Source organism: Streptosporangium sp. NPDC002524 (assembly GCF_040295985.1).
Lineage (GTDB): Bacteria > Actinomycetota > Actinomycetes > Streptosporangiales > Streptosporangiaceae > Streptosporangium.
In genome coordinates this window covers 133818-158878 of record NZ_JBEOWK010000014.1, presented here as the reverse complement: position 1 = coordinate 158878, position 25061 = coordinate 133818, and the positions used below count along the sequence as shown (strand labels likewise).

The 25061-nt window shown below is 69.4% G+C and carries 18 protein-coding genes; 4 read left to right on the top strand and 14 right to left on the bottom strand.

The annotated features are described in order from the left end of the window. Nucleotides 1-63 precede the first annotated feature (63 nt). On the top strand, nt 64-1503 hold the full coding sequence (locus ABT053_RS24400) for an MFS transporter (protein WP_350971607.1): 1440 nt from the start codon (nt 64-66) through the stop codon (nt 1501-1503). Nucleotides 1504-1650: 147 nt separating this feature from the next. Here ABT053_RS24400 and ABT053_RS24395 read toward each other — a convergent pair whose 3' ends face one another. The 6 genes from ABT053_RS24395 to ABT053_RS24370 all read right to left on the bottom strand — a co-directional run bounded on the left by ABT053_RS24395 (nt 1651) and on the right by ABT053_RS24370 (nt 11031). After that, nucleotides 1651-2319: a sarcosine oxidase subunit gamma gene (locus ABT053_RS24395; protein ID WP_350971605.1), complete on the bottom strand. Its 669-nt coding sequence runs from the start codon at nt 2317-2319 to the stop codon at nt 1651-1653. Between the two features lie 154 nt (nt 2320-2473). After that, a complete protein-coding gene (locus ABT053_RS24390; RefSeq protein ID WP_350971603.1) occupies nt 2474-5767 on the bottom strand; it encodes a 2Fe-2S iron-sulfur cluster-binding protein in 3294 nt (1097 codons plus the stop codon). A gap of 112 nt (nt 5768-5879) precedes the next feature. Next, nucleotides 5880-6158, bottom strand: a complete 279-nt coding sequence (locus tag ABT053_RS24385) for a sarcosine oxidase subunit delta (protein WP_350971601.1) — start codon at nt 6156-6158, stop codon at nt 5880-5882. 13 nt (nt 6159-6171) lie between these two features. Further along, nucleotides 6172-7392 carry a sarcosine oxidase subunit beta family protein gene (locus ABT053_RS24380; RefSeq protein ID WP_350971599.1) on the bottom strand — a complete coding sequence of 407 codons (1221 nt, stop codon included), beginning with the start codon at nt 7390-7392 and terminating at the stop codon, nt 6172-6174. Nucleotides 7393-7602: 210 nt separating this feature from the next. Next, nucleotides 7603-10047, bottom strand: a complete 2445-nt coding sequence (locus ABT053_RS24375; RefSeq protein ID WP_350971598.1) for a GcvT family protein — start codon at nt 10045-10047, stop codon at nt 7603-7605. 408 nt (nt 10048-10455) lie between these two features. Next, the gene (locus ABT053_RS24370; protein WP_350971596.1) at nt 10456-11031 is read right to left on the bottom strand and encodes a hypothetical protein; all 576 of its coding nucleotides are present in this window, start codon (nt 11029-11031) and stop codon (nt 10456-10458) included. Nucleotides 11032-11558: 527 nt separating this feature from the next. Here ABT053_RS24370 and ABT053_RS24365 point away from each other — a divergent pair. After that, nucleotides 11559-11897, top strand: coding sequence for a hypothetical protein (locus tag ABT053_RS24365; protein WP_350971594.1), 339 nt, complete (start codon nt 11559-11561; stop codon nt 11895-11897). Nucleotides 11898-12577: 680 nt separating this feature from the next. Here ABT053_RS24365 and ABT053_RS24360 read toward each other — a convergent pair. After that, nucleotides 12578-13900: a PIN-like domain-containing protein gene (locus ABT053_RS24360; RefSeq protein ID WP_350971592.1), complete on the bottom strand. Its 1323-nt coding sequence runs from the start codon at nt 13898-13900 to the stop codon at nt 12578-12580. 327 nt (nt 13901-14227) lie between these two features. Next, nucleotides 14228-14431, bottom strand: a complete 204-nt coding sequence (locus ABT053_RS24355; RefSeq protein ID WP_350971591.1) for a UTRA domain-containing protein — start codon at nt 14429-14431, stop codon at nt 14228-14230. A 255-nt stretch (nt 14432-14686) separates the two neighbouring features. Between ABT053_RS24355 and ABT053_RS24350 the strand changes: the two genes are divergently transcribed. Beyond that, a complete protein-coding gene (locus tag ABT053_RS24350; protein ID WP_350971589.1) occupies nt 14687-15064 on the top strand; it encodes a tyrosine-type recombinase/integrase in 378 nt (125 codons plus the stop codon). Between the two features lie 128 nt (nt 15065-15192). On the opposite strand, the gene ABT053_RS24345 is transcribed toward ABT053_RS24350, so the two are convergent. The 5 genes from ABT053_RS24345 to ABT053_RS24325 form a co-directional block, all read right to left on the bottom strand. Continuing rightward, the gene (locus ABT053_RS24345; protein ID WP_350971587.1) at nt 15193-16188 is read right to left on the bottom strand and encodes an ABC transporter substrate-binding protein; all 996 of its coding nucleotides are present in this window, start codon (nt 16186-16188) and stop codon (nt 15193-15195) included. Nucleotides 16189-16244: 56 nt separating this feature from the next. Continuing rightward, nucleotides 16245-18239 (bottom strand): ABC transporter permease, encoded by a 1995-nt coding sequence (locus ABT053_RS24340; RefSeq protein WP_350971585.1) that lies wholly within the window; start codon nt 18237-18239, stop codon nt 16245-16247. Next, nucleotides 18239-19483 (bottom strand): betaine/proline/choline family ABC transporter ATP-binding protein, encoded by a 1245-nt coding sequence (locus ABT053_RS24335; RefSeq protein ID WP_502991844.1) that lies wholly within the window; start codon nt 19481-19483, stop codon nt 18239-18241. The genes ABT053_RS24340 and ABT053_RS24335 overlap by 1 nt, the downstream gene beginning before the upstream one ends. Before the next feature lie 38 nt (nt 19484-19521). Beyond that, nucleotides 19522-20979, bottom strand: a complete 1458-nt coding sequence (locus tag ABT053_RS24330; protein WP_350971581.1) for an aldehyde dehydrogenase family protein — start codon at nt 20977-20979, stop codon at nt 19522-19524. 87 nt (nt 20980-21066) lie between these two features. After that, nucleotides 21067-21870 (bottom strand): IclR family transcriptional regulator, encoded by an 804-nt coding sequence (locus ABT053_RS24325; RefSeq protein WP_350971579.1) that lies wholly within the window; start codon nt 21868-21870, stop codon nt 21067-21069. Between the two features lie 166 nt (nt 21871-22036). Here ABT053_RS24325 and ABT053_RS24320 point away from each other — a divergent pair, with 166 nt between their 5' ends. Next, nucleotides 22037-23398, top strand: coding sequence for a hypothetical protein (locus tag ABT053_RS24320; RefSeq protein ID WP_350971577.1), 1362 nt, complete (start codon nt 22037-22039; stop codon nt 23396-23398). Here ABT053_RS24320 and betA read toward each other — a convergent pair. Beyond that, on the bottom strand, nt 23392-25032 hold the full coding sequence (gene betA, locus ABT053_RS24315; RefSeq protein ID WP_350971575.1) for a choline dehydrogenase: 1641 nt from the start codon (nt 25030-25032) through the stop codon (nt 23392-23394). The two genes, ABT053_RS24320 and betA, sit on opposite strands and share 7 nt — an antisense overlap. Between the last annotated feature and the right edge of the window lie 29 nt (nt 25033-25061).

Below are 25061 nucleotides of genomic sequence, written 5' to 3'. Positions count from 1 at the left end.
CATTCGGGCCGGAAACGACGCCGAGAATAGCTTAAGCCGTGTCAGAAGACAGGAGAAAAAACCATGGACTCTCAGGTGAAGAAGCCACCACCACTGCTTCTCTTGTGCCTCGCCCAGTTCATGCTGACGCTCGATTTCGCGATCGTGAACGTCGCTCTGCCATGGATCAAGACCGACCTGTCCTTCACCTCCGGCGCCCTGCCCTGGGTCGTCGGAGCGTACGCGCTGTTCTACGGCGGCTTCCTGCTGCTGGGCGGACGCGTGGGCGACATCATCGGCCGTAAACGCATGTTCGTTTGGGGCCTCGCGATCTTCACGATCGCGTCCCTCGTGGGCGGCTTCGCGACCAGCTCCATCGTGCTGATCATCGCCCGCGCCCTGCAGGGCTTCTCGGCCGCGGCGGTGGCCCCGGCCGTGCTGGCGATGATCGGCGCGGGCTTCCCCGAGGGTGAGGCGCGGGCCAAGGCCATGGGCGTGTTCGGCGCCGTGTCCTCGGTGGGCTTCGCCGGTGGTGTGCTCGCCGGAGGCGTGCTGACCGAGGTCTTCGGCTGGCGGGCCGTCATGTTCATCAACGTCCCGGTCGGTATCGCGATGGTCGTGCGCGCCGCGATCCGCCTCGACGACGACAGTGTGCGGACCAGGTCCGCGCGCATCGACGTGCCCGGTGCCATCCTGGTGACCGCGAGCATGTGCGCGATCGCCTACGCCCTGACGATCGCGTCCGACGAGGGCTGGGGCACCGCCGGGGTGCTGATCCCGCTGATCGCGGGTGTCGCGCTGCTGGCCGTGTTCCTGTTCGTGCAGACCCGCGTGTCCGCGCCACTGGTGCCGCTCTCGATCTTCCGTAATCGCGGGGTGACGGGCGGCAACCTGGTCGCGTTCCTGTCGGGTGGCGTCATGTCCATCTCGACGTTCTTCATCACGCTCTACATGCAGCAGATCCTGGGCTTCTCGGCCATTCTCACCGGGATCGCGTTCTTCCCCCAGGCTCTCGTGGTCGTGCTGGCCTCGCTGCCGGTGGCGAAGACGACCGCTCGGATCGGGGCTCGTCCGGTGCTGACCGTCGGCGCGCTGTTCCTGGTGGCCGGTTCGCTGGTGCTGGCGCTCGCGCCCGCCGACGGCTCGTTCCTGGTGAACGTGCTGCCCGGCGGCATCCTGGTCGGTGCCGGTGTGACGGTCATGATGATCAGCACCGCCGTGGCGGCCACGTCCGGTGTGGACGGCTCCCAGATGGGCCTGGCCTCGGGCCTCTACAACTCGAACCGCCAGCTCGGGGTCGGGCTGTGCCTCGGTGTCGCGGTCGCGGTGGCGTCACTGGCCGCCGGGACCGGGCAGGGGATCTCCATCGAAGGGATCCAGACGGCGTTCTGGCTCTCCACCGCGCTCTCCGTGGTGATCGCGATCATCTCCGCGACCGTCGTGCCGTCGGTGCGCAAGCCGGCTCCCGGCGCTCCGGCCGCCTCGGCTCCGGAGGCCAAGACTGCCTCCGTGGGCAGCCGGTAGGTCTCCGCGGGTTCGAGGGCCGGCCCCGGCACACACCGGGGCCGGCCCTTCCGCCGTGCCCTGGCGCGTCCGTCGTGCCCGCTGTATTCGCTGTATTCGCTGTGTCCGCTGTGTCCGCCGTGTTCGTCCGGGTCCCCGGCGGTCACCTCAACCGCCCAGGTACTCCCCCGCCGCGTCGAGCAGCCAGGCCGCGAGGTACTCGGCGAACGACGAGCGTACGAAGATGTGGAAGCCGCCGTCCTCGCGGGCGGCGAGGAGAACCTGGGCGCGGGCGAGCATGGTCTGAGCGCAGCGGCCCGGACCGAACGCGCGGGGGTGCAGGTCGAGGGCGCAGCCATGGGAGAGCAGGTCGCGGGCCTTCGGGCCGGTCACGAGCAGTACGGTCCGCTGGGCGGAGACGTCGGTGACGGCGGCGTGGCCGGTCCCGGCCGCGGCGCGCAGTCGGTCCTCCAGGCCGGTGTCGCCCGGAGGCCCGACGACCAGCCACTCGTCGGGACCGAGCCACAGCACCTGGCGACCGCTCGCGGGTGTGACGGACGGCGACACGTCGGCGCCGGTGCTCGCGGAGACGGCGGACGATGGCACATCGCCGGTGCTCGTGGGAGTACCGGACGGTGGCATGGCTGCGCCGGTGCTCGCGGGGGTACCGGACGGTGGCGCATCGCCGCCGGTGCTCGTGGAGGTGCCGGGTTCGGTGGGGAGCGGGACGCCGAGGGCGAGGGCCATGGCGGCGGCGGTGTCGCTCCCGGGCTCCACCCGCAGGCCGATCTGGGTGAGGAACGGCAGTTCCGCGATGCGGAGGTCCGGGCCCGACACCGGTTCCAGGCGGGCCAGCAGGCTCGACCGCCCGGACGGCCCCGTTCCCCTTAGCTCTGTTTCCCGTGGCCCTGTTCTCTGTGGCCCTGTTTGCTGTGGCTCTGTGCTTGAGAGCTCCGTCGCGGGCGGGCCCGGCGATGTCCCGGTCGGTGGCTCAGCCATCGCGACGCGCTCCCTCGGGGTCGTAGAGGACGTGGTGGGTGACGGTGACGGGTACCAGTTCCCCTCCGACGGGTACGTACAGCCGCTCGCCGACGCGTTCGCGCCCGCCGCTGACGAGGGCGAGGGCGAAGGTCCTGCCGAGCGCGGTGCTGCGGTAGCTGGAGGTGACGTGGCCGAGCATGGGGACCGGCGGCTCGGGCAGCCGGTCGACGGCCACCAGATGGGAGCCCTCGGGCAGCAGGACGTCCGGGTCGAGCGGCAGCAGGCCGACCAGGTGCTTGCGGTCGGGCCTGGCGGTGTCGGCGCGGGCGAAGGAGCGCTTCCCGAGGAAGTCGGCCTTCTTCTTGGACACCACCCACTCCATGCCGAGGTCGGCGGGGGTGACCGTACCATCGGTGTCCTGCCCCACGATGGGGTAGCCCTTCTCGGCCCGCAGCACGTGCATGGTCTCGGTCCCGTACGGGGTGACCGCGCCGGTGGCCTGGACGGCCTCCCACAGGGCGAGCCCGTCCCAGGCACTGACGTTGATCTCGTACGCCAGCTCGCCGGAGAAGCTGATCCGGCACACCCGGGCGTCGAGGCCCGCCACCCGGGTGTCGCGCCACGTCATGAACGGGAAGCTCGCGTTGTCCACAGCCAGCTCGGGGGCGAGTCCGGCCAGTACCTCGCGGGAGCGCGGGCCGGCGAGCGCGACCGTCGCCCACTGCTCGGTGACGGAGGTGCAGTAGACCCGCAGCGAGGGCCACTCGGTCTGCAGCCACTCCTCCATCCAGTCGAGGACGGCGGCGGCGTTGCCGGTGGTGGTGGTCACCAGGAAACGATCCTCGGCCAGGCGGATCACCGTGCCGTCGTCGAAGACCATGCCGTCGGGGCGGCACATCACGCCGTAGCGGATCGAGCCGACCTTGAGGGTGCTCATCAGGTTGGTGTAGAGCCGGTCGAGCAGCTCTGCGGCGTCCGGCCCCTGGATGTCGATCTTGCCGAGCGTGGAGGCGTCCATGGCTCCGGCGGCCTCCCGCACGGCCCGGCACTCGCGCAGGACGGCCGCCTCCATGTCCTCGCCCTCGCGGGGGTAGTACCAGGGCCGCTTCCACTGGCCGACGTTCTCGAACGGCGCCCCGTACGCTCCGTACGCCGCGTGCCACTCGTGCAGCGCGGTGACCCGGACGGGGTCGTGCAGCGCTCCCCTGTCGCGACCGGCGAGGGTCGCGAAGGAGACCGGCAGGTAGGGGGCGCGGAAGGTGGTGGTACCGAGTTCCGAGACGTCCACCCCGAGGGCGTGGGCGACGACACCGCTGGTAAGCACCCCGGAGGTCTTGCCCTGGTCGTGTCCGGTCCCGGCGGTGGTGTAGCGCTTGACGTGCTCGACCGAGCGGAGCCCGGCCCCGGTGGCGCGCATCACGTCGGCGACGGTGACGTCGCGCTGCAGGTCGACGAAGTGGGTCCGGTAGTCGTCGGCGGGGACGAGCCACACGTGCTCGGCGGGGGTGGTTCCAGAGGTCTCTCCGGCGGGCGAGCCCTTTCCCGTCTCCCGTGTCTCCCGGGTCTGCGGGGTCTCCGTGCCCGGGGACGTCTCGTCCGTCCTTCGGGGGGACGCGCCGGAGGGGGTTCGGAAACCGGTCGCCTCGGCGGCCCGCGCCCCGGCGGCGGTGCCGTCCTCCAGGCAGGCGGCCAGGGTGAGAAGCCCTCGGGCGGCCCCGGCGACCTCGACGGCCTGGCGGGTGCTCCCGGGGACGAAGGAACCGAGCACCTCGTCGTAGCGGAGCGTCCCCCCCGCCTGGCTGAACAGGTGGACGGCGGGGTTCCAGCCACCGGAGACGAGCAGCAGGTCGGCCTCGATCTCGCGCCCCCCGGAAGGGACCGCCCGGGAGGTGGCCGTCTGGGAGGTGGCCGTTCCAGAACCGGGCGTCCCAGAACCGGGCGTCCCAGAACCGGGCGTCCCAGAACCGGGCGTCCCAGAACCGGGCGTCCCAGAACCGGGCGTCCCAGAACCGGGGGTCCCAGAACCGGGCGTCCCAGAACCGGGGGTCCCAGAGGGGACCGTCCCGGAGGCGATCGTTCCGGCAGGGGCCGTTCCGGAAGCGGGTGTCCCGGAAGGCGTACCGCCAGCGACGGGTCTCTCCGAGACGGTCACGGAGGTGACGCCGTGCTCGCCGTTCACGCGGGTGACGAAGTGACCGGTGAGCACCTCGGCATCGCCCAGACCGTCCACACCTCTCGGACCACCCGAGCCGCTCAGGCCGCCCGAGCCATTTGGACCGTCCACGCCACTCGGACCGCCCGAGTCACTCAGACCGTTCAGACCGTTCAGACCGTTCAGACCGTTCAGACCGTCCAGGCCGTCCAGCGTGCCCGAGCCGCCCGAGCCGTCCCGTACCGGGGCACCCCCGGGACGCGTGTCCACGATGGCGGCGATCTCGACGCCCGCGGCGGCCAGGTCGCGGGCCGCGGCGTAGGCGCTGTCCCCGTTGGTGAACACCACCGCGCGGCGGCCGGGCAGGACCCCGTACCGGTTGACGTACGCGCGTGCCGAACCGGCGAGCATGACGCCCGGCAGGTCGTTGCCCGCGAAGGCGATCGAGCGCTCGTGCGCGCCGGTGGCGAGGACGACGCGGCGGGCCCGAATGCGCCAGACGCGCTCGCGGGAGGAGGCGTTCTCCCCCCTGCGCTCCACGGCGACCAGGTAGTTGTCGTCGTAGTAGCCGAACACGCTGGTACGGGTGAGCACCCGCGTCTCCGGGTGGCTCTCCAGCGCGGCCAGCGCGGTGGCGGCCCACGCCGCGCCCGGTACGCCGTCAACGGTCTCGCCGGTGTCGGGCAGGCTGCCACCGGGCGAGGGCCGGTCGTCGGCGAGGATCACCCGCGCGCCCGACCCGGCCGCCTCGGTCGCCGCCGCCAGGCCCGCAGGGCCCGCGCCGACCACCAGGACGTCGCAGTGCGCGTACACGCCGTCGTATCGTGCGGGATCGGGTTCGGCGGCGAGCCTGCCCCTGCCCGGCAGACCGGTGGCCACCAGTCCCGCGTACAGCTCGACGACGGTGGCCTGGAGCATCGGCTCGGGGAAGGGGTGCTCGATCTGGACGACGGCGTTGGGCTCCTCGGTCCAGGCGGCGAAGATCCCCCGGGGGCGGCCCAGCGTGACGCTCGTCGCGACCGTGCGGACGCCGTTGGCGAGCAGCGCGGCGGCGAGAGTGTCGCCCCGGTACCCCTCGTAGTCGCGGCCGTCGAACCGGAACGGCAGCACCTCCCCGCGACGGCCCTTCCGGCGGAACGGCTGCCCGCTCACCGGCACACCGTTCCCTCGCCGCCGGCCGGAACACCCGCGCCACCGGCCAGAACGCCTACACCACCGGCCGCGCCACCGGCCGGAACGCTCGCGGTGCCGTTCGCCCGGGGGTTCACGCGATCACCGGCCTCGGCTCGCCCACGCGGTAGACGGCGTGGAACTCGTTGGTGGCGGTGTCGCGGATCGCGTTGAACCAGCGGCGGCATCCGGCCGCGTGCTGCCAGCGTTCGGCGAAGGGCCCCTTGGGGTTGTCGCGGAAGAACAGGTAGCGGGCCCACTCCTCGTCGGAGAGCGCGGCGGGGTCGCCGGGGTAGGCGACCTCGGCCTGCCCGCCGTAGTGGAACTCGGCCTCGTCCCGTGGACCGCACCACGGACAGGGGATCAGCAGCATCGGTCGGGCTCCTTCAGTGGGCCACCGCGGCGGCGCCGTGCTCGTCCACGAGCGCGCCGGTGGTGAATCGTTCGAGCGTGAAGGCGGCGTTGAGGGGATGCGGCTCGCCGTGGGCGATCGTGTGCGCGTAGCACCACCCGACGCCCGGGGTGGCCTTGAAGCCGCCGGTCCCCCATCCGCAGTTGACGTAGAGACGGTCGACGGGGGTGAGCCCGACGACGGGCGAGGCGTCGGGGGTGACGTCGACCACCCCGCCCCAGGTACGCAGCACGTGGGCCCGCGCGAAGACGGGGAACAGCTCCAGCGCCGCCGCCATCTGCCGCTCGATGATGTGGAACGCGCCGCGCTGCCGGTAGGAGTTGTACGCGTCGATGCCCGCCCCCATGACCAGCTCGCCCTTGTGGGCCTGGCTGACGTAGACGTGCACCGCGTTGGACATGACGACCGTGGGGTGTACGGGCTCCAGCAGCTCCGAGACCAGGGCCTGCAGCGGGTGGCTCTGCACCGGCAGCTCCACCCCCGCCATCCGGCCGACGACCGAGGAGTGCCCGGCCGCGCACATCGCGACCCTGCCCGCGGCGATGCGGCCCCTGGTGGTGCGTACGGCCTCCACCCGCCCGTCCACGACGTCGATGCCGGTGACCTCGCAGTGCTCGATCAGGTCCACGCCCATCGCGGCGGCGGCGCGGGCGAATCCCCAGGCCACGTAGTCGTGCTTGGCGATTCCCGCGCGCGGCTGGTAGGTGGCACCGAGGACCGGGTAGCGCGCGTCGGGCGAGACGTCGACGATCGGGCAGACCTCCCTCACCTCCTCGGGGCCGAGCCACTCGGCGTCGACGCCGTTGAGGCGGTTGGCGTTGACGCGGCGGACGCTCTCCCTGACGTCCTGCAGGCTGTGCGCGAGGTTGAGCACGCCGCGCTGGCTGAACAGGATCGGGTAGCCGAGGTCCTCCTCCAACCCCTCCCACAGCTTGAGCGAGTGCTCGTAGATGCCCGCGCTCTCGTCCCACAGGTAGTTGGAGCGGATGATGGTGGTGTTGCGGGCCATGTTGCCGCCAGCCAGCCAGCCCTTCTCCAGCACGGCCACGTTGGTGATCCCGTGGTTCCTCGCCAGGTAGTAGGCGGTGGCCAGGCCGTGGCCTCCGCCGCCGACGATCACCACGTCGTAGGAGGGCTTCGGCTCAGGGCTGTTCCACAGCTGGCCGGGGTGCTCGGGCAGCGCCTCGGTGCTCATCGTCGTCCCTCCTCGATCCCGCCGGCGGACCCCGGCGTCACGGCCGTCGCAACCCTCACGGTCACCGCGGTCGCCGTGGCCGTCGTGGCCGTCGCAACCGTCACGGTCGCCGCCGTCGCTGCGGTCGCCGCGGTCGTCGTGACTCCCGGCGTCCCGGGGCACACCGTGGTCGCGGGGCGTATCGGCGTGTCCTTCCGTTCCGGCCGCCCGTTAGCCACGCAGGCGCTCCATCGCCGGGTCGTACAGCGGCTCCTCGGCGACGACGGCGGCCACCCGCCGGTCGAAGTAGCCGATGCGCAGCTCTCTCCCCGGCACGGACAGCCCGGCGGGCAGCCAGGCGTAGGCGATGCCCTTGCCTATCGTGTAGCCGTAGGCGGCGCTGGTGACGTATCCGACGCAGGACGCGCCGTCGTACACCGGCTCCTTGCCCATGACCACGGCGGCGGGGTCGTCGACGGTGAGGCAGGTCAGCCTGCGCCTGGGGGCCGTGCCGCGCTCGGCCAGGGCCGCGCGGCCGATGAAGTCGCCCTTGTCCGCCTTGCGCACGGCGAAACCGAGGCCCGCCTCGTACGGGTCGTGCTCGTAGGTCATGTCGGTGCCGAAGGAGCGGTACCCCTTCTCCAGCCGCAGGCTGTTGAAGGCGCCTCGGCCCCCCGCGATGATCCCGTGCTCCCGGCCCGCCTCCCAGAGGGTGTCCCACAGCTTCGCGCCCATGTCGGCCGTCGTGTAGAGCTCCCAGCCCAGCTCCCCGACGTAGGAGAGCCGCAGCGCGGTGACGGGCACGGTGCCGACGTACGCGCGGGCGCCGCGGAAGTAGCGGAAGCCGCCCGGCCCGAAGGCGGGACCGGCGAGCGGGGCCACGACCTCGCGGGCGAGGGGTCCCCAGACGCCGACACAGCAGGTCCCGGGGGTGAGGTCGGTGACGGTGACCGACCCGTCGGCGGGCAGGTGGCGGTGCAGCCAGTCGAGGTCGAGGTTGCCGTTGGCGCCGACCTGGAACAGGTCGCGCCCCAGCCGGGCCACCGTGACGTCGCTGCGGATGCCGCCGTCGTGGTCGAGCAGCAGGCAGTACGTGACCGAGCCGACGGACTTGTCGACGTCTCCCGTGGAGATCCGCTGGAGGAAGGCGGCGGCCCCGCGGCCCGCGACCTCGATCCGCTTGAGCGCGCTCATGTCGTACAGGGCCACGGTCTCGCGCGAGGCCTGGGCCTCGGCGCCGACGATCGGCGACCAGTGGCGGGCGGCCCAGTCGTTGGGGCGGGGGATGTCGCGGCCGTCGAGCAAGGACGCGTTGGCGCCGTACCACTGGGGGCGCTCCCAGCCGGTGGCCTCCAGGAAGTACGCGTCCAGCTCGCGCTGGCGGGTGTGGAAGGGACTGGTGCGCAGCGGGCGCAGGTTCTCGGCCGGTTGGAGCGGGTGGATGATGTCGTAGACCTCGACGAAGTTCTGGCAGTCGCGGGTGCGGACGTACTCGGGGGCGAGCTGGTGGGCCTCGAACCGGTTGACATCGCACTCGTGCAGGTCGAAGGACGAGCAGTGGCCGTCGGCCAGCCACTCGGCCATCGCGCGGCCCACCCCGGCCGAGTGGGTGACCCACACGGCCTCGGCCACCCAGAAGCCCCGCACGTCGCGCGACTGCCCGAGCAGCGGCATGTTGTCGGTGGTGAAGGAGAACAGGCCGTTGATCCCCGTTTCGAGCTCGGCCTCCCCGGCGGCGGGCAGCAGCGCCCTCGTCTCGGCCCAGGCGGAGGCGAAGTCCTCGCCGGTGAACGGCAGCACCGACGGCATGACCTCGGCGTCGGCGATCGGGAGGATCTCCTCGGCGGTGATCGGCATCGGGCGGTGGCCGTAGTAGCCGATGCCGAGCCGCTCGAACCGCTCCCGGTAGTACAGGTCGGCGTCCTGGTGGCGCAGGATCGGCCGGACGGCCTCCTCTGTCCGCCCGTTCTCCTCTGCCTGCCCGGCGAGCGCGGGGACCGGGCCGGTCCAGGCGAGCTGGTGGGCGAGGGGGGTGAGCGGCAGTGCCATGCCGACCATGGCGGCGACCTTGGGGCCCCAGATTCCGGCGCAGCAGACCACGAGGTCGGCGGGGATCTCGCCCCGGTCGGTGACGACGGCCGCGACCCGGTCGTCCTCGACGCGGATGTCGAGCACCTCGTGCCGGTCGAGGACGCGGACGCCCCGCTCCCGGGCACGCGCGAGCTGGACCTCCACGGCGCGTACGGCCTTCGCCAGGCCGTCGGTGGAGACGAACAGCCCCCCGAGGATCCTGTCCCCGTCGAGCAGGGAGTGGCGCTCCACGCACTCCTCGGGGGTGAGCAGGCGCGCCTCGATCCCCCAGGAGGTCGCCCAGCCGTGGCGGCGGTGCAGCTCGGCGAGCCGCTCGGGCGTGGTGGCCACCTCCAGGCCGCCCACCTGGAGGAAGCAGTCGAGGGCGACGAGCTTCTCGACCGTGTAGCGGGCCAGCTCGGCCATGGTCTTGGACGGGTTGGTCTGGAACACCAGTCCCGGCGCGTGCGAGGACGATCCCCCGGTGGCGGGCACGGTGCCCTGGTCGACGACGGTGATGTCGTCCCACCCCTTGGCGGAAAGCTCGTCGGCGAGGGCCGCCCCGACGACCCCGGCCCCGATGACGACGACGCGCCGGCCCGCCATACCCACCTCCGTCGTTGCGCAGTCCGAAACGAAGTGCGCTTCCCGCAACAGATTGTCCTCCCGTCGATGACAGTGTCAAGGAGGGGCCGACGGCCGTCCACGGGAAACGGCGAACGAGGACAGCCGGGCCCGCTCCGTCCTCTCGCGTTTCGAATCGCTCCGGGTCTGATGGAGGCTCTGATGTGCCCCTGGTCTTGTAGAGGCGGGTTCTTGGATTCTTGTGCCACTCGTTTCATTGAGAGGAGAGTGGCAGGGGACGGCGTGGCTATCCGTCGGAGTTCCGGCGTAAGGTGCCAGATCTCGTTGAGGCGGGCCGCAAGGTCACCGACGTAGCCTGTGACCTGGGCGAACGGTCGATGACCGTCCGCCGTTACCCGCCCCTGTCCGTGGCCGTTGCCACTCAGTTGGTCACTCAGAACTGGCGCTCTCCGCAGGCTTGCGCGGCTCCTCCGCCCAGACGTTCCGGCCGTTGCTCCACAGCTCAGAGGCGTGGTAGCCGAACCGGTCGAACAGGCCGTCGTCCTGGTAGCGGCGCAGGTGCATCATGGGCGAGTCGTGGCCGACGAGCTTGGCCAGGTGCGGAGTCACGAGCATCTCGGAGTCGAAGCGGAAGACGCTCATCGCGATGTGCTCGTCCCCGAAGCGCGCCTCGATGCCGGGTACGTTCCGAACCTGCTCGATCTCCGAAAGGGTGATCCGGATGCGGGTGGAGACCGTCAGCGGGACGTTCTCCACCTCCTCGCGACGACGGGTGACCTCGCTATCCGGGTCCCCGATCAGGAACCGGATCTTGCACCCCTGCTCGGCCTTGCGCTTGAGGACCTTGGCGAGGTTGGGGTGCTCCAGCCACAGGAAATAGTTGGTGTACCCGGCGAAGACGATCTCGTTGCGAGCCGAGGTGATCAGGTTGCGCCAGATCGACTTAGGACAAGCCGACCGATAGGGGTAAACGGTCAGAACCTCTCGATCCGGACCGGTCTTCACGGTGTTACGGATAGCTTCTGGCCACAACACGGACGTATCAACTCCTAATGCCTCGGCGGCGGCCAACTGATGCCGGAGGTGCGGAACTCGTGCCTCATCCTGTAACCAGCGTTCCACCGTCTTAACGTCCACCTCGCAGCGATCCGCCAGATTCTGGCTGCTCAGCTTCACATCGAGCATGGCGCGACGTAGGGGAACGTTGGCCACGGTGCACCTCGTGAAGTGAGGACGTCAGGGACGTTTTCGACTCTAACTTTGAAACGTCCTGGACGTCTCTGGAACGCGGTGGGTTCGTCACTCAAATGGAATGACGCTTACTCCATGTCAACCCCCGTAATTCTGGAAGACCTCCAGGCGGCTTTTCCCGGATGGTGTATTTGGCGTAGTTCTGCGGGTCGCTTGTGGGCCACCCGGAACGGCCGACACCTTACCGACGAAGAGGTGAATCGCGGCCTCTATCGGACAATCGACGCCGACGACGTTGCCGAACTCGCTCAGCAGCTCCGCGACCAGGAAGAGCTGGAGCCATGAGCACCCTCGACAGAAAAGACCTGGCCCAACAATGCCCGGCCGCCCTGGCTGCCGAGCGCCTACGGATCGGCCTCGAACACTGCGGCGTCGCGGCCGACGTCCACCAGGGCCACGGCGTCGCCCTGCTCTCCGTCTGGACCAATCTCGTGGTCTGGACAGACGGGCTTGCCTACCGCTGGTGGACGGGAAAGACCTTAGCGAAGACGGGCCGCCGCTTGTACAGGGTCTACGGTGTGGGCAACCCGATCACCGTCGCCCACTGCGTCGCTCAACGGTACGAAGAACTCCGCAGGGCTTCCAACTGGTCCAAGGGCGTCGCGGAGCGCACGTCGTGATTCTGCTCGAAGAGTGCCTGAGCCCGCATGTGGTGATGCCGCAGCGAGATCACCTCCGCCTGGATTGGCGAGAGCCGTACCCGACGCTTGAACGAGCACGCTCGGTGGCCTGGACCTGCTGGTGCCGTGCCACGGTCTATGAACTCTGCGAGGGCGGTGGCCGAGCGTTCGTCCGGCGAACCCTCCAACTCAATGACGGCCATCAGGTCCACGAGACCTCCACCTGGCCGATCGGCGAAGCTCGGGCAATCTGGACGGCGTTGCTATCCGGAAGAGCCCGGTAAGACGGGCGTAGCGGTATGGGATTTAGAGGGGGCCATGCCCCCACGCCCCAGGAGGAGCAAATCAACAGATAACAAATCAGGGCACCAAGTTCTCAGAGCCGAACTCTACGCGCAGCATGACTATCTGATTGCAAACGAACGCCAGTCACGATGCAGAGTGTCCCGCGCCCGCGTTCAAACAGTAGTTGACAATCGACCATATGTGATCACGCAAGGCCGCACTGCTGTCACGGCTGCTGTACTCAGCACCCCAGCTGGCGCCTGGCCGAAAACATCCGATGGCAAGGGGACCCGTACCGCAGGGCCACGAGGCCCGAGGAACGGAAGTCCCGTGGCAGCCAGTAGGCGCACCACAAATACATGTGGAGCGACCATATGCCAAGTATGATAAATCGGTTAATCTTTCTTTGAGCTGAGGCGATTGAAAGCCTCAGTCAATTGCCTACATAGAGCCTCACCGCCATCACTTGGATTCCAGTGAATGAAACCAATGCTTTCGCGGTCCACAAGGTTCTTATAAGCTTGACGAGTTAGCCGACTTTGGGAGATCAGCACAATTTTATCCCGAGAGCTGCGTTCTGCATAGGACATAAGCCGATTGACAACATCGGAAGGTATAGGAGAATCGCCATAAGCCTTGACAGCTAGATCAATCTGGCCGGAATCTGTTTCAACAGTCAGGTCCGGAAAAACATCTAGTTCCTGGTAAACCTTCCATCCTGCAGCAACAAGGGCTGCTTGAATGTCTAAGAGATACGAGTATTCCCGATTTTTCCCGAGTTCCATGTCACTAAATTGCTGGGCTTGCGTTACCGTGGTTGCACTGACTTCCGCACCTAGATGTTTCTTTGCAAGAAGCAAAAAAGATTTAACAGTTGTTAGATGGAAGGGCACCCCTGCTACCTGCAGCATCTCTTCCACTAGCTCCGGCCGCGGTCCAACTTTTCTACCCAAGACCTCCCGAACCCAGTCTGGCTTCTGATCGTTCGTAACAAGCAGCACAGGCTTAGCGCGGCTTGCCGCCTCAATCAAGAGTTGCCGCCACAAAATATAGTCCCCTACCGCCTTTTGGGAGTCCTTCTTGTGATCAGCATACCCAGGGGGTATTTTTTCGGCGATACGGCGAGCTCCTTCAACCTCTTCCACTTTCATGTTGTCGAGAGGTTTCCCTACTTTCCCATCAAGGATCTCCTCAAGATCAGCAAGAATCTCGTCTTCTCTAATGGAATCGTCTACATTAAGGTCAAAGTCGAAAAAGCTATCTGCTTGCGTGGAGACGTTTCGAAATGCGCTGTTCACTGCATCCTCAAGCGAGGATATCTGCTGCTTTGTCAGGCCACGCCGGCTGCCAAAATTACGAATTTGCTGCAAGACGATATCGAATGTTTTTCGAAGCTCGCTCTCAAAAACTTCATTCGCCTCGGCACACTCTTTAATTATCCCAAGCCTAAGATCCAGAATCTCTTGACCAACACGGTTCGGTATCCATAATCTTCCATCAAGCAACTTGAGTGCCGACGTAAACTCTGAGCGCGCCCGAAGACTGAATCTATAGATGTCGAATAGTGCATTGGTGTCAAAAACAACAAGCCCTTCTTTTATGAATAGTTCGAGCCCTTTCTCGCCGGGAGGAAAATATCCCGGAAACAGCTGCCTGAGACTGCTGGGGACAGAATCACAGCTTGGGTTCTGGTTGCTAGCCAAATTTATGCTTCCCATATAATGTATGCTAACCAACTGAGCCTTGTCTGGCACAGGATTTCTAGCACAGTCCCATCTCATACGCCCACGAAGCTCGCGAGCTCCTACACTTCCCACTCCACACCAGCACCGAACAGACGTTTCCGGTCGTTGTGCGCCATCGGTTTTATCCTGGTAGAAACTGCTCTGCAGTTTTCTGGTACACGACCGCGTCATGTTCCGCGTGTGGGCGGCACTGGCCGCGACCGGCCGGAGAGCCGCAGCGCGGCCAGCGACCGCCCGACGCGCGGCGAGACGCCGTAGGCGGATCGCCTTTAAAAAACCAGTAGAGAAAGTCTGAGCCCGCTACACCCTGAGTGAGACCTGTCCGTCTGATCCGGCCTGGTCATGTTCGCTGCCTGCCGCGGCTTCGAAGCGATCGCCGGGGGCTTCGATCTCGGTGAACTCCAGCGGGCGACCGTCCTTGCTGAGCATCAGTCGGCGGACCAGCAACAAGGGCGTGCCGATGGGCTCCATGTTGAGGTCTTCGTAGGTCTCTCCATAGGGCATCTGAGTGTGTGGACCAAGGTCATCCAGCGCAGTGGCCCGTGGGTGCGCTCCAGGTGGGCGTAGTAGTCCTCGGGTTCGATCTCAGAGTCGATCTCCATGCCTCTGCCTTCGCCGGTGATCGTGGCGACCTGGTCAGCCAGGAGGTAGGAGCACAGATGGATGCGGGCTCAGGTCTTGGTGTGCTGCCAATAGGCCTAGCGGTAGACACCCATACGGCTGGGAGAACGAGCAGTTCGCGATCTACGATGGCGATCCGTGCGCCAGAAGGGGGACACCAAGATCGTCAGGTCGCGCCGTTCCCTCAAGCTCCCCCGGCGGTGCGCGAACGCGCTGCGGACGCTCCTGAAAGAACAGGGGAAGGTGGGGGCGGAAGCGGGCCTCGTGTTCTGTACGTCGAAGGGCACCCCGATGAGCGCAGGCAACGTGCGTCGTGACGTACGGAAGATCATTGAGAAGGCAGGAGTCCGTGGCACCGACTGGACTTCTCGCGAGATGCGGCACAGCTTCGTCTCGCTGCTGTCGGACTCCGGCGTCCCGATCGAGGACATCTCACGGCTGATCGACCGTCGGAACACGGTGGTCACGGAGACCTATATCGAAAGTAAGTCCGGCCGGTGCTCATGCAGGGCGTGAAGGCCATGAATGACGTCTTCGGGAGTTAGTCGCTCACGCCCCGTTCCGAAGATCAGGAACGGGGCGTTTTGGCTGGTGGGCACTACTAGGTTCGAACCAGTGACATCTCGCTTGTAAGGCGAGCGCGCTCAGGAGGTGGGAAGCCAGGCCTTCACCTTGTCCGGGTTGTCGCCGACCCACTTCTCGGCGGCCTCCTCGGCGGTCATCTTGTCCTCGGAGATGTACTTGGCCACGAGGTTCTGGTCCTCGTTCGTCCAGGTGAAGTTCTTGACCAGGTCGTACGCCGGGCTGCCGGAGTCGGCGAACTTCTTGCTCACGATCTTGTCGAGGTCGTAGAGCGGGTAGTCGCAGGCCACCTTCTCGGCGTCGGCGTCGCAGCCCTCGGTGTACTCGGGCAGCTTGATCTTGACGAGCTTCACCTCCGACAGGAACCACTGCGGCTCGTAGAAGTAGCCGAGCATCGGGGTCTTCTGCTTCTCCGCCTGCCGGAAGCCGGTGATGAGCGCCGCCTCGCTGCCCGCGTAGACGACCTTGTAGTCCAGTTTCAGGTTCTTCACCAGGGCCGCGTCGTTGGTGACGAAGGACGGGTCGCCGTCGAGCAGCTGCCCCTTGTCCCCCGACTCGGAGGTCTTGAACAGGTCGGCGTACTTGTTGAGGTTCTTCCAGTCGGTGATGTCGGGGTACTTCTCGGCCATCCATGGCGGCACGTACCAGCCGATGACGCCCTTGTTGCCCGTCGAGCCCGCCGAGACGGCGACCTTCTGGTCATCGATGTACTTCTTCTTCAGGTCGTCGTGGGCCCAGTTCTCCACGATGGCGTCGACCTCGCCGGTGGCGAAGCCCTGCCAGGCGACCTCCTCCTTGAGGTCCTTCTTGGTGACCGAGCAGCCGAGGTCCTTCTCGGCCACGTGGGCGATGACCGCCGCGGTCGCCTCGTACCCGACCCACGGGTTGATGGCGATGTTGACCGCGCCGCAGTCCTTCTTCCCGTCCGCGCCGGAGGCCGCCGGGGCGGCCCCGCTCCCGCTCTCGCCGACCTTCGCCCCGCCGCACGCGGAGACGAGGAGGCCGGCCGCGACCAGGAGCGCCACCGCCCGCGGTCGCCCGATCCTCGAAACTGTCACCAGGTCCTCCTGTGTTGGATGTCGTGTGCTGTATTCGGTTCCGCCGGGTCTGTCGCTCAGTGGGCGCCATGCGTCTCGGCGTCGGCCCGCCGCGCCGCCGTCCGGGTGATGCGCTCCAGCATGATCCCGAGTACGACGATCGCCACGCCCGCGGCGAGCCCCTTGCCCCGCAGTTGCAGCTGGGAGAATCCGGCCACCACGTCGTAGCCGAGCGCGCCCGCGCCGACCAGGCCGCCGACGACGACCATGGCGAGCACGTAGATGAGCCCCTGGCTCGCGGCGAGGGTGAGCGCGCTGCGCGCCATCGGCAGCTGCACCTTGGTGATGAGCTGCCAGGTGCTGGAACCCGCGGCCGTGGCGGCCTCCACCGCGCTCGGCGCCACGCCGCGGATGCCGTCCGCGGTGAGCTTCACCGCCACCGGGGCCGCGTAGACGACCGCGGCGATGATCGCGGTGATCCGGGTGGCGCCGAACAGCCCGAGGATCGGCACCAGGTAGACGAACGGCGGCATGGTCTGCCCGGCGTCGAGGACGGGCCGCACCAGTTGGTCGACGCGGTCGCTGCGCCCCATCCAGACGCCGAGCACCACCCCGAGGACCATCACCAGGACGGTCGCCACCAGCGTCGAGGCCAGCGTCACCATGCTGTCCTGCCACAGGCCGAGCGCGACGAGCAGGGCGACGCATACCGCGGTGACGAGCACGATCCTGACGTTCGCCAGGATCGCGGCGAACGCGACGAGCACCGCGCCGACCAGCCACCACGGCGAGCCGGTGAGCAGCGCCTCGAACGGGTTGAGCAGGCCGTACGAGACGGCGTTCCTGAACGCGCCGGTGTAGACCGCGAGGTTGTCCTGCGCCCACAGGGTGGCCGCGTCGACCCCCTGGCGGACGTGGCGCCCCAGGTTCGCCTCGCTCGGGAACTCCGCGGCCCACACGTAGACGTGGGAGAGGTAGACCAGCACGCCGGTGACCGCGAGGACCGCGCCGATCTCCGCGCGGCGGCGGCCGGGTCCGCGCGAGCGTCCGGCCCGGTGCCGGTCCTCGACGCGGCGCCCGGCGGCGGAGGTGACCCGGTCGAGCACGATGGCCATCACGACGATGGCCAGGCCCGCGTTGAAGGCGCTGCCGACGTCGAGGGTCTCCAGTGCCTTGACGACGGTCTTGCCCAGGCCGGGGGCGTCGATCAGCGCGGCGATGGTGACCATGCACAGCGCGGCCATGATGGTCTGGTTGACGCCGACGACGATGGTCCGCTTGGCCAGCGGGAGCCGTACCTTCCGCAGCGACTGCCAGGCGGTCGCGCCGAGGGAGGTGCTCGCCTCCAGGGTCGCGGGCCGCACCTCGCGGATGCCGTGCGCGGTGATGCGGATCGCGGGCGGGACGGCGTAGATGACGGTCGCCACGGTGGCGCTCGCGGGGCCGATGAGGAAGAACAGGGTGAGCGGCGCGAGGTAGACGAACGTCGGCATCGTCTGCATGAAGTCGAGCAGCGGGGTGACCAGGCGGTCGAACCGGTCGTTCACCCCGGCCCAGACGCCGATCGGGATGCCGATCAGCAGCGAGAGCGCGACGGCGGCCAGGGTGAGGGCGAGGGTGTCCATGCTCTCCTCCCACAGGCCCAGCAGGCCGAAGGAGGCGAAGCCGATCGCGGTCAGCAGTGCGACCCGCAGGTTGCCCCACAGCAGCGCGACCGCCGTGGCGACGGCGACCACGCCCAGCCAGCCGACGACCGGCAACGGCCGCCCGAAGGACGGCTGGCTGATCAGCGCCTGGACGAACGTGACGGACTCGTCGAGGAAGAGCCGGATGTAGTTGACGAAGTACAGGAAGAACGGGTTCTCGTTCCTGCTGTTGTCGATGACCTCACTGGCCTCGTTGACGCTCACGTGCAGCGGGGTCAGTTCCGCGCCGCCGAGCTGGAGGGTGTCGCGGCCCTGGACGAACACCCAGATCAGCACCCATGCCGCGACGACGGCGGCGAGCAGGTAGCGGCGGGGCCACGCGGGCAGGCGCCGCAGGCCACCGGCCGGGGTGGCCTGGGTGGCCATCACCCCTCCCCCGCTGACCTGGACGTTCCGGGCGCACCAGGCTTGCCGGAACCGCCGGGCTCACCGGGCTCGTCGGGCTTTCCGGGCTCACCGGACTTTCTGGAGGTCACGGCCGGAGACGGCCCAACAGGCTCGACCGGCTCACCGGGCTTTCCGGAGGCCTCCTTCGGAGACGGCTCGGCGAGCACGCCGAGGACCTCCTCCGCCGTCACGACCCCCAGCAGCTCACCCCCCTCCACGACCTTGACCGGGCGCGTCGCGCGCAGGACCGTGTGCACGACGTCGCGTACGACGACGTCCGGCCCGACCTCGGGGCCGTCCAGCGGTTCGTCGGGCCGGGGCGGGCGCATGATCCAGCGGGTGGTGAGCACGTTCGAGCGGGGCACGTCGCTGACGAACTCGCGCACGTAGTCGTCCACCGGTGCCCCGACGACCTCGTCCGGCGTGCCCATCTGGACGAGCTCGCCGTCGCGCATGATGAGGATGCGGTCGCCGAGCTTGAGCGCCTCGCTCAGGTCGTGCGTGATGAAGATCATCGTCTTGCCGACCTCGCGGTGCAGGCGGATGACCTCGTTCTGCATGTCCCGCCTGATCAGCGGGTCGAGCGCGGAGAACGGCTCGTCGAAGAAGAGCACGTCGGGGTCGACCGCGAGGGCCCTGGCCAGCCCGACGCGCTGCTGCATGCCGCCGGACAGCTGGTCGGGGTAGGAGTCCTCCGAACCGGAGAGGCCGACGAGCTCGACCATCTCCCTGGCCCGCTCGTAGCGGGCCTCCTTCCGCGTGCCGCGGATCTCCAGCCCGTACGCCACGTTGTCCAGGACCCGCCGGTGCGGCAGCAGCCCGAAGTTCTGGAAGACCATGGCGAAGCGGTGCCGTCGCAGCTCGCGCAGCTGCCTGTCGCCCGCCTTGCGGATGTCCTCGCCGTCGAACAGCACCTCTCCGGCCGTCGGCTCGACGAGCCGCGTGAGGCAGCGTACGAGGGTGGACTTGCCGGAGCCGGACAGGCCCATGACGACGAAGACCTCCTGGGGCCGCACGGTGAAGGAGACGTCGCGCACGGCGGTCACGCAGCCCGTTCTCGCCCTCAGCTCGCTCCGTGAGAGCTCCGCGAGCGGGGTCCCGACGACCCGGCCGGGGCGCGGGCCGAAGACCTTCCAGAGACCCCGCACATCGAGGACGGCCCGGTCCTCGTTCCGCGCGGCGGCTCCGGGCCGCGCCTGGTGGGTCGGTGATGTCATGGTCATGACCACCTCACGGGTCGTCTGGGGACGGGGGGCGTCCTTCAGCTGCGGAACCACCGCTGCGGGCGGGGGCGGATGTTCTGCCACACGTGCTTGGTCTCCCGGTACTCGGCCAGGCCCGCCGGGCCCAGCTCGCGGCCGATGCCCGACTGCTTGAAACCGCCCCACTCCGCCTGGGGGACGTACGGGTGGTAGTCGTTGATCCAGACGGTGCCGTGCCGGAGCCGCCCGGCGACCCGCTGGGCCTTGCCCGCGTCCCGCGTCCACACCGCTCCGGCGAGGCCGTAGTCGGTGTCGTTGCCGAGGCGGACCGCCTCGTCCTCGTCGCCGAAGCGCTCGACGGTGAGGACGGGCCCGAAGGACTCCTCGCGGACCACCCGCATGCCCCGGTGGCACTCGTCGAGGACGGTCGGCGGGTAGAAGTGGCCCTCGCCGGGGAGTCTCTCCCCGCCGCAGCGCAGCACCGCGCCCTCCGCGACGCCGGACGCGACGTACGCCTCGACCCTGGCCAGGTGCGCGGCGGAGATGAGCGGGCCGGTCTCGGCCTCGGGGTCGAAGGGGCCGCCGAGACGGATGCGGGCGGCGCGGCGTGCGAGCTCGTCGACGAAGGTGTCGTGCAGGGAGTCCTCGACCAGCAGGCGGGCCCCGGCCGAGCAGACCTGCCCGGAATGGAGGAAGACGGCGGTGAGGGCGAGGTCGAGGGCGGTCTCGACGTCGGCGTCGGCGAAGACGATGTTGGGGTTCTTGCCGCCGAGCTCCAGCGCGACCCGCTTCACCGTGGCCGCCGCCGACGCCATGATCGTACGGCCGGTCGCCAGGCCGCCGGTGAACGACACCATGTCCACGCCGGGGTGCTCGGCCAGCGGGGCCCCGACCTCGGCGCCCGCCCCGAGGACGAGGTTGCCGACGCCCGGGGGCAGCCCGGCCTCCTCCAGCAGGCGCATGAACAGGATCGCGGTGGACGGGGTGAGCTCGCTGGGCTTGAGGACGAAGGTGTTCCCCGCGACCAGCGCGGGGGCGACCTTCCAGGAGGCCTGCAGCAGCGGGTAGTTCCACGGGGTGATGAGGCCGCACACCCCGACCGGTTCGTGGACGACGCGGCTGATCGCGTCGTCGCGGCCGGTGTCGACCACGCGGCCCGCGTCGGTCCCGGCGACGCCGCCGAAGTAGCGCAGGCAGGCCACCACGTCGGCGACGTCGTACTCGCTCTCGGCGAGCCGCTTGCCGGTGTCGAGCGACTCGGCCCTGGCGACGTCCTTGACGTCCCGTTCGAGCAGGTCGGCCACCCTCAGCAGCAGCGCGCCGCGCTCGCGCTCGGGGGTGGAGGCCCAGGTGCCCTCGTCGAACGCCGCGCGGGCCTCGGCGATCGCGATCTCGGTGTCGGCCCGGGTGGCCTCCGACACGGTCGCCACGAGGGTGCCGTCGGCCGGTGAGCGGATCTCACGGTGGCCGCCCGCGACGGGATCCCTCCAGGTGCCACCGAGGTAGAGATCTGACACGAACGGGCCCGCCCTTCGGTTATCGCATGATCCGTTGCGTATCACGCACCGGAATGCTTAACGAGGAACAGAATCAACCCTTTTCGTTCACGCAGTCAAGGCTTTGCCGTCCTCATTAGCGTGCCAGCCCAATCGTGAGGAGACCTCGCCCGCCGCGGCCATCACCTGCTCGGCCACCGCGGGGAGCCGCTCGGCGGGGAGCCGGAAGGTCGGCCCGGACACGCTCATCGAGGCGACGACCGCGCCCTCGACGTTGAAGATCGGCGCCGCCACCGCGGTCAGGCCGATCTCCAGCTCGTCGGCGGCGGTGGCGTACCCGCGCCTCCTGACGGTGTCGAGCTCCTCGCGCAGCAGCCCGGCGTCGGTGACGGTCAGGTCGGTGAAGGGGCGCAGCGGCCCGGCGGCCAGCCGCTCGAACCGCTCCCTCGGGGCGTGGGCGAGCAGCACCTTGCCGTTGGACGTCGCGTGCAGCGCCACCCGCCGGCCCGCCCAGTTGTGGGCCTGCAGGGCCGAGGGGCCCGCCATCTGGTCGACGTACAGGGCCTCGTCGCGGTCGAGGATCGCCACGTTGACGGTCTCGCCGACCGCCGCCGCGAGCCGCTCGCCGGTGGCGCGGCTCTCGCGGACGACGTCGAGCCGCACGGTCGCGGCGCCCGCGAGCCGGACGATCCCCACCCCCAGGCGGTACTTCCCCCGGTCGGCGGTCTGCTCGACGAGCTCGTGCAGCTCCAGCGTCATGACGAGGCGGAACGCCGTGGAGCGGTGGACCCCCAGCTCCGCGGCGATCTCGCTGACGCCCAGGTCGCCGTGCCGGGCGAGCAGCCGCAGGACGGACAGCGCGCGGTCGACGGACTGCACCGCAGCGCCATCTCTCTCCAGCTCGTTGCTCATGACACAACTTTAGGCGGGTTGCGCACGAGCCCGGCTCTCGCGCCCGGCCGGACACGGGACCGCCGCGCCATTCTGCACCCCGTACCCGGCCCCCGGAATCCCCCGCCCGGCGGACGCCTCGCGCCCGCCCGCGTCCCTAGCCTGATCGCGAGACCAGGAGGGGCACATGACCGGAACCGATCGGGGCGATCGGCGGGACGCGGCGGCGGGGCTGGCCCGGGAGCGGCGCTGGGCGGACCTGTGGAACCTGGTCCGGGAGCGGTTCCCCCTGGTCGAGGCGGACCGCGTCCTGCCGCTGTTCGACGAACGGTGGCGGCCGGACGGCCCGGAACGCCCCCTGTTCGACCTGCTCGCCGCGACCCCGCCCGGGACCGTGGAGGAGGCGCACGCCACCCTGACCGCCGACCCCCTGCTGGAGATCCCCGTCGACGGCTGGATCGTCACCGGCTCGCTGTCCCCGGACGGCCGGTGGCTGGCGGTCCGCCTGAGGGGCTGGGCCTCCGCTCCCCGCCACGAATTCCAGGTGTTCGACCTCCACGACGGACGCCGGGTCGCCCACCGGACGGGGGACGCCGCCTCCGGGGTGATGCTGAACACGGGCGCGTCCGTCCTCAGCATGGACTGGATCCCGCCGAACCCCTTCCTCGGCCTCGTACGCAACGACGCCGCGGGCGCGACGATGCTGCAGCCCGAGGAGTTCTCCCTGATCGCGGGGCTGGCCTGGCTGGACCACGAGCGCTTCGCGGTGCTGGCCCGGCACTACCCCCGGCTCGGCCGCGACCTGGAGCCCGCCGACTGCCACCTGACCTACTACACCGGCGAGGGCGAGCGCGTCGGACAGGTCGTCCTGGAGGAGGACCTGGTCCGGGGCGAGCACGGGGTGGACATCCTGCCGTCGCACCTGGCCGCCGACCCGGCCTCCGGCCTGCTCGCCGTGGACGGCCGTACGCTGCGCATCGTCAGGCCGCCCTGCCACGTCCTGGCCCGCTCACCGGAACAGGAGCACCTTCGCGAACTGTGCTTCCTGTCGCCGGACCGCCTCGCCGCGGCGGGTGACGGGCGCCTGGAGGTCTGGCAGGCGACCGGCGCGACCCTGGAACGGGTGCGAAGCGCCGGCCTGCGCCCTCGGCGGAGGGGGCACAGCCCGATCCTGATCCCGCAGCGCCACGAGATCATGCTCCTGGACGGGATTCCCGGCTCCGGTACGGGCGGCGCGGTCCGCTACCTCGACGCGGACACCCTGGCCGACGTCACGGGACCGCGCGAGCTGTCCGACTCGATCGGCGTCGGACTGTGGAGCGCCGCCGACGGCTCCCGGCACGCGCTGGCCACGGAGAGCGCGGTCCACGTCGTACGCGACCCGGCGGCCGGAGCCGTCGCCACCCTGGCCGAATGCCCCCCGTCCACCCTCCGGCCGGCCGACCTCCCCCCGCTCGGCTCCGTACGGCCCGCCACGGAACCCGTACGCCACCTGCTGGCCCTGCTGCGCGCGGCGGCGCGCTCGGGGGACGCGCGGCGCGGTCAGTGAGGGGAGCCGTCGCGGTGCCGGTAGAACTCCGCGTGGTCGGCGGCGAGCGGGGTGTTGCCGAGGATGAGGTCGGCCGCCTTCTCCGCGACCATCATGACCGGCGCGTAGATGTTGCCGTTGGTCACGTACGGCATCACCGAGGCGTCCACCACGCGCAGCCCGTCGAGGCCGTGGACCCGCATGGAGAGCGGGTCGACCACGGACATGGGGTCGACGCCCATCCGCGCGGTGCACGACGGGTGCAGCGCGGTCTCGCCGTCCCTGGCCACCCAGTCGAGGATCTCCTCGTCGGTCTCGACCCCGGGGCCCGGTGACAGCTCCCCCGCGTTGAACGCGTCCATCGCGGGCTGGTTCAGGATGTCGCGGGCGACCCGGACGGCCTCCACCCACTCGCGCCGGTCCTGGGCGGTGGACAGGTAGTTGAAGCGCAGCGCCGGGTGGACCCGGGGGTCGGTGCTCGTGATCTTCACCGAGCCGCGCGAGTCGGAGTACATCGGCCCGATGTGCACCTGGTAGCCGTGCCCGCCCGCCGGGGCGGAGCCGTCGTAGCGGACCGCGATGGGCAGGAAGTGGAACATCAGGTTGGGGTAGTCGACGTCGTCGTTGCTCCGGGTGAAGCCGCCCGCCTCGAAGTGGTTGGTCGCGCCGGGGCCGCTGCGCAGGAACAGCCACCGCGCGCCGACCAGCGGCCGGTTGCGCCACTTCATCGCGGGCTGCACCGACACCGGCCGCCTGCAGCCGTACTGGATGTAGACCTCCAGGTGGTCCTGGAGGTTCTCGCCGACGCCCGGCAGGTCGTGCACGACGTCGACGCCGAGGGCGTCCAGCTCGGCGGCGTTGCCCACCCCGGAGAGCTGGAGCAGCTGCGGGGTGTTGATCGCGCCGCCGCACAGGATCACCTCGCCCGCGTGGACCGTCCGGCCGTCGTACTCGACGCCGACGGCGCGGTCGCCCTCGAAGAGGACGCCGGTGACGTGCGCCCGCGTCCTGACCTCCAGGTTGGGGCGGTTCATGACCGGGTGCAGGTAGGCGCGGGCGGCCGACAGGCGGCGGCCCCTGCTGATGTTGCGGTCGAAGCGGGCGAAGCCCTCCTGGCGGTAGCCGTTGACGTCGTCGGTCAGCGGGTACCCGGCCTGCTGCACCGCCTCGAAGAAGGCGCCGAACAGCGGGTTGCGCACCGGCCCGCGCTCCAGCACCAGGGGCCCGCCCCGGCCGCGCCAGGAGTCGGCGGGGTCGGCGGCCAGGCAGTTCTCCATGCGCCTGAAGTACGGCAGGCAGTGGGCGAAGTCCCACGTCTTCATGCCCTCGTCGGCGCCCCAGCGCTCGTAGTCCATCGGGTTGCCGCGCTGGAAGATCATCCCGTTGATGCTGCTGGAGCCGCCCAGCACCTTGCCCCTGGCGTGGTAGATCCGGCGGCCGTTCATGTGCGGCTCGGGCTCGGACTCGTACTTCCAGTCGTAGAAGCGGCTCCCGATGGGGAAGGGCAGCGCGGCGGGCATGTGGATGAAGACGTCCCACGGGTAGTCCGGCCGGCCCGCCTCCAGCACCAGCACCCGGTTGGCGGGGTCGGCGGACAGCCGGTTCGCGAGCGCGCATCCCGCCGAGCCGCCCCCGACGATGACGAAGTCGTACATGTCTGCCTCGCCTCGTTCAGCAGGAGGTA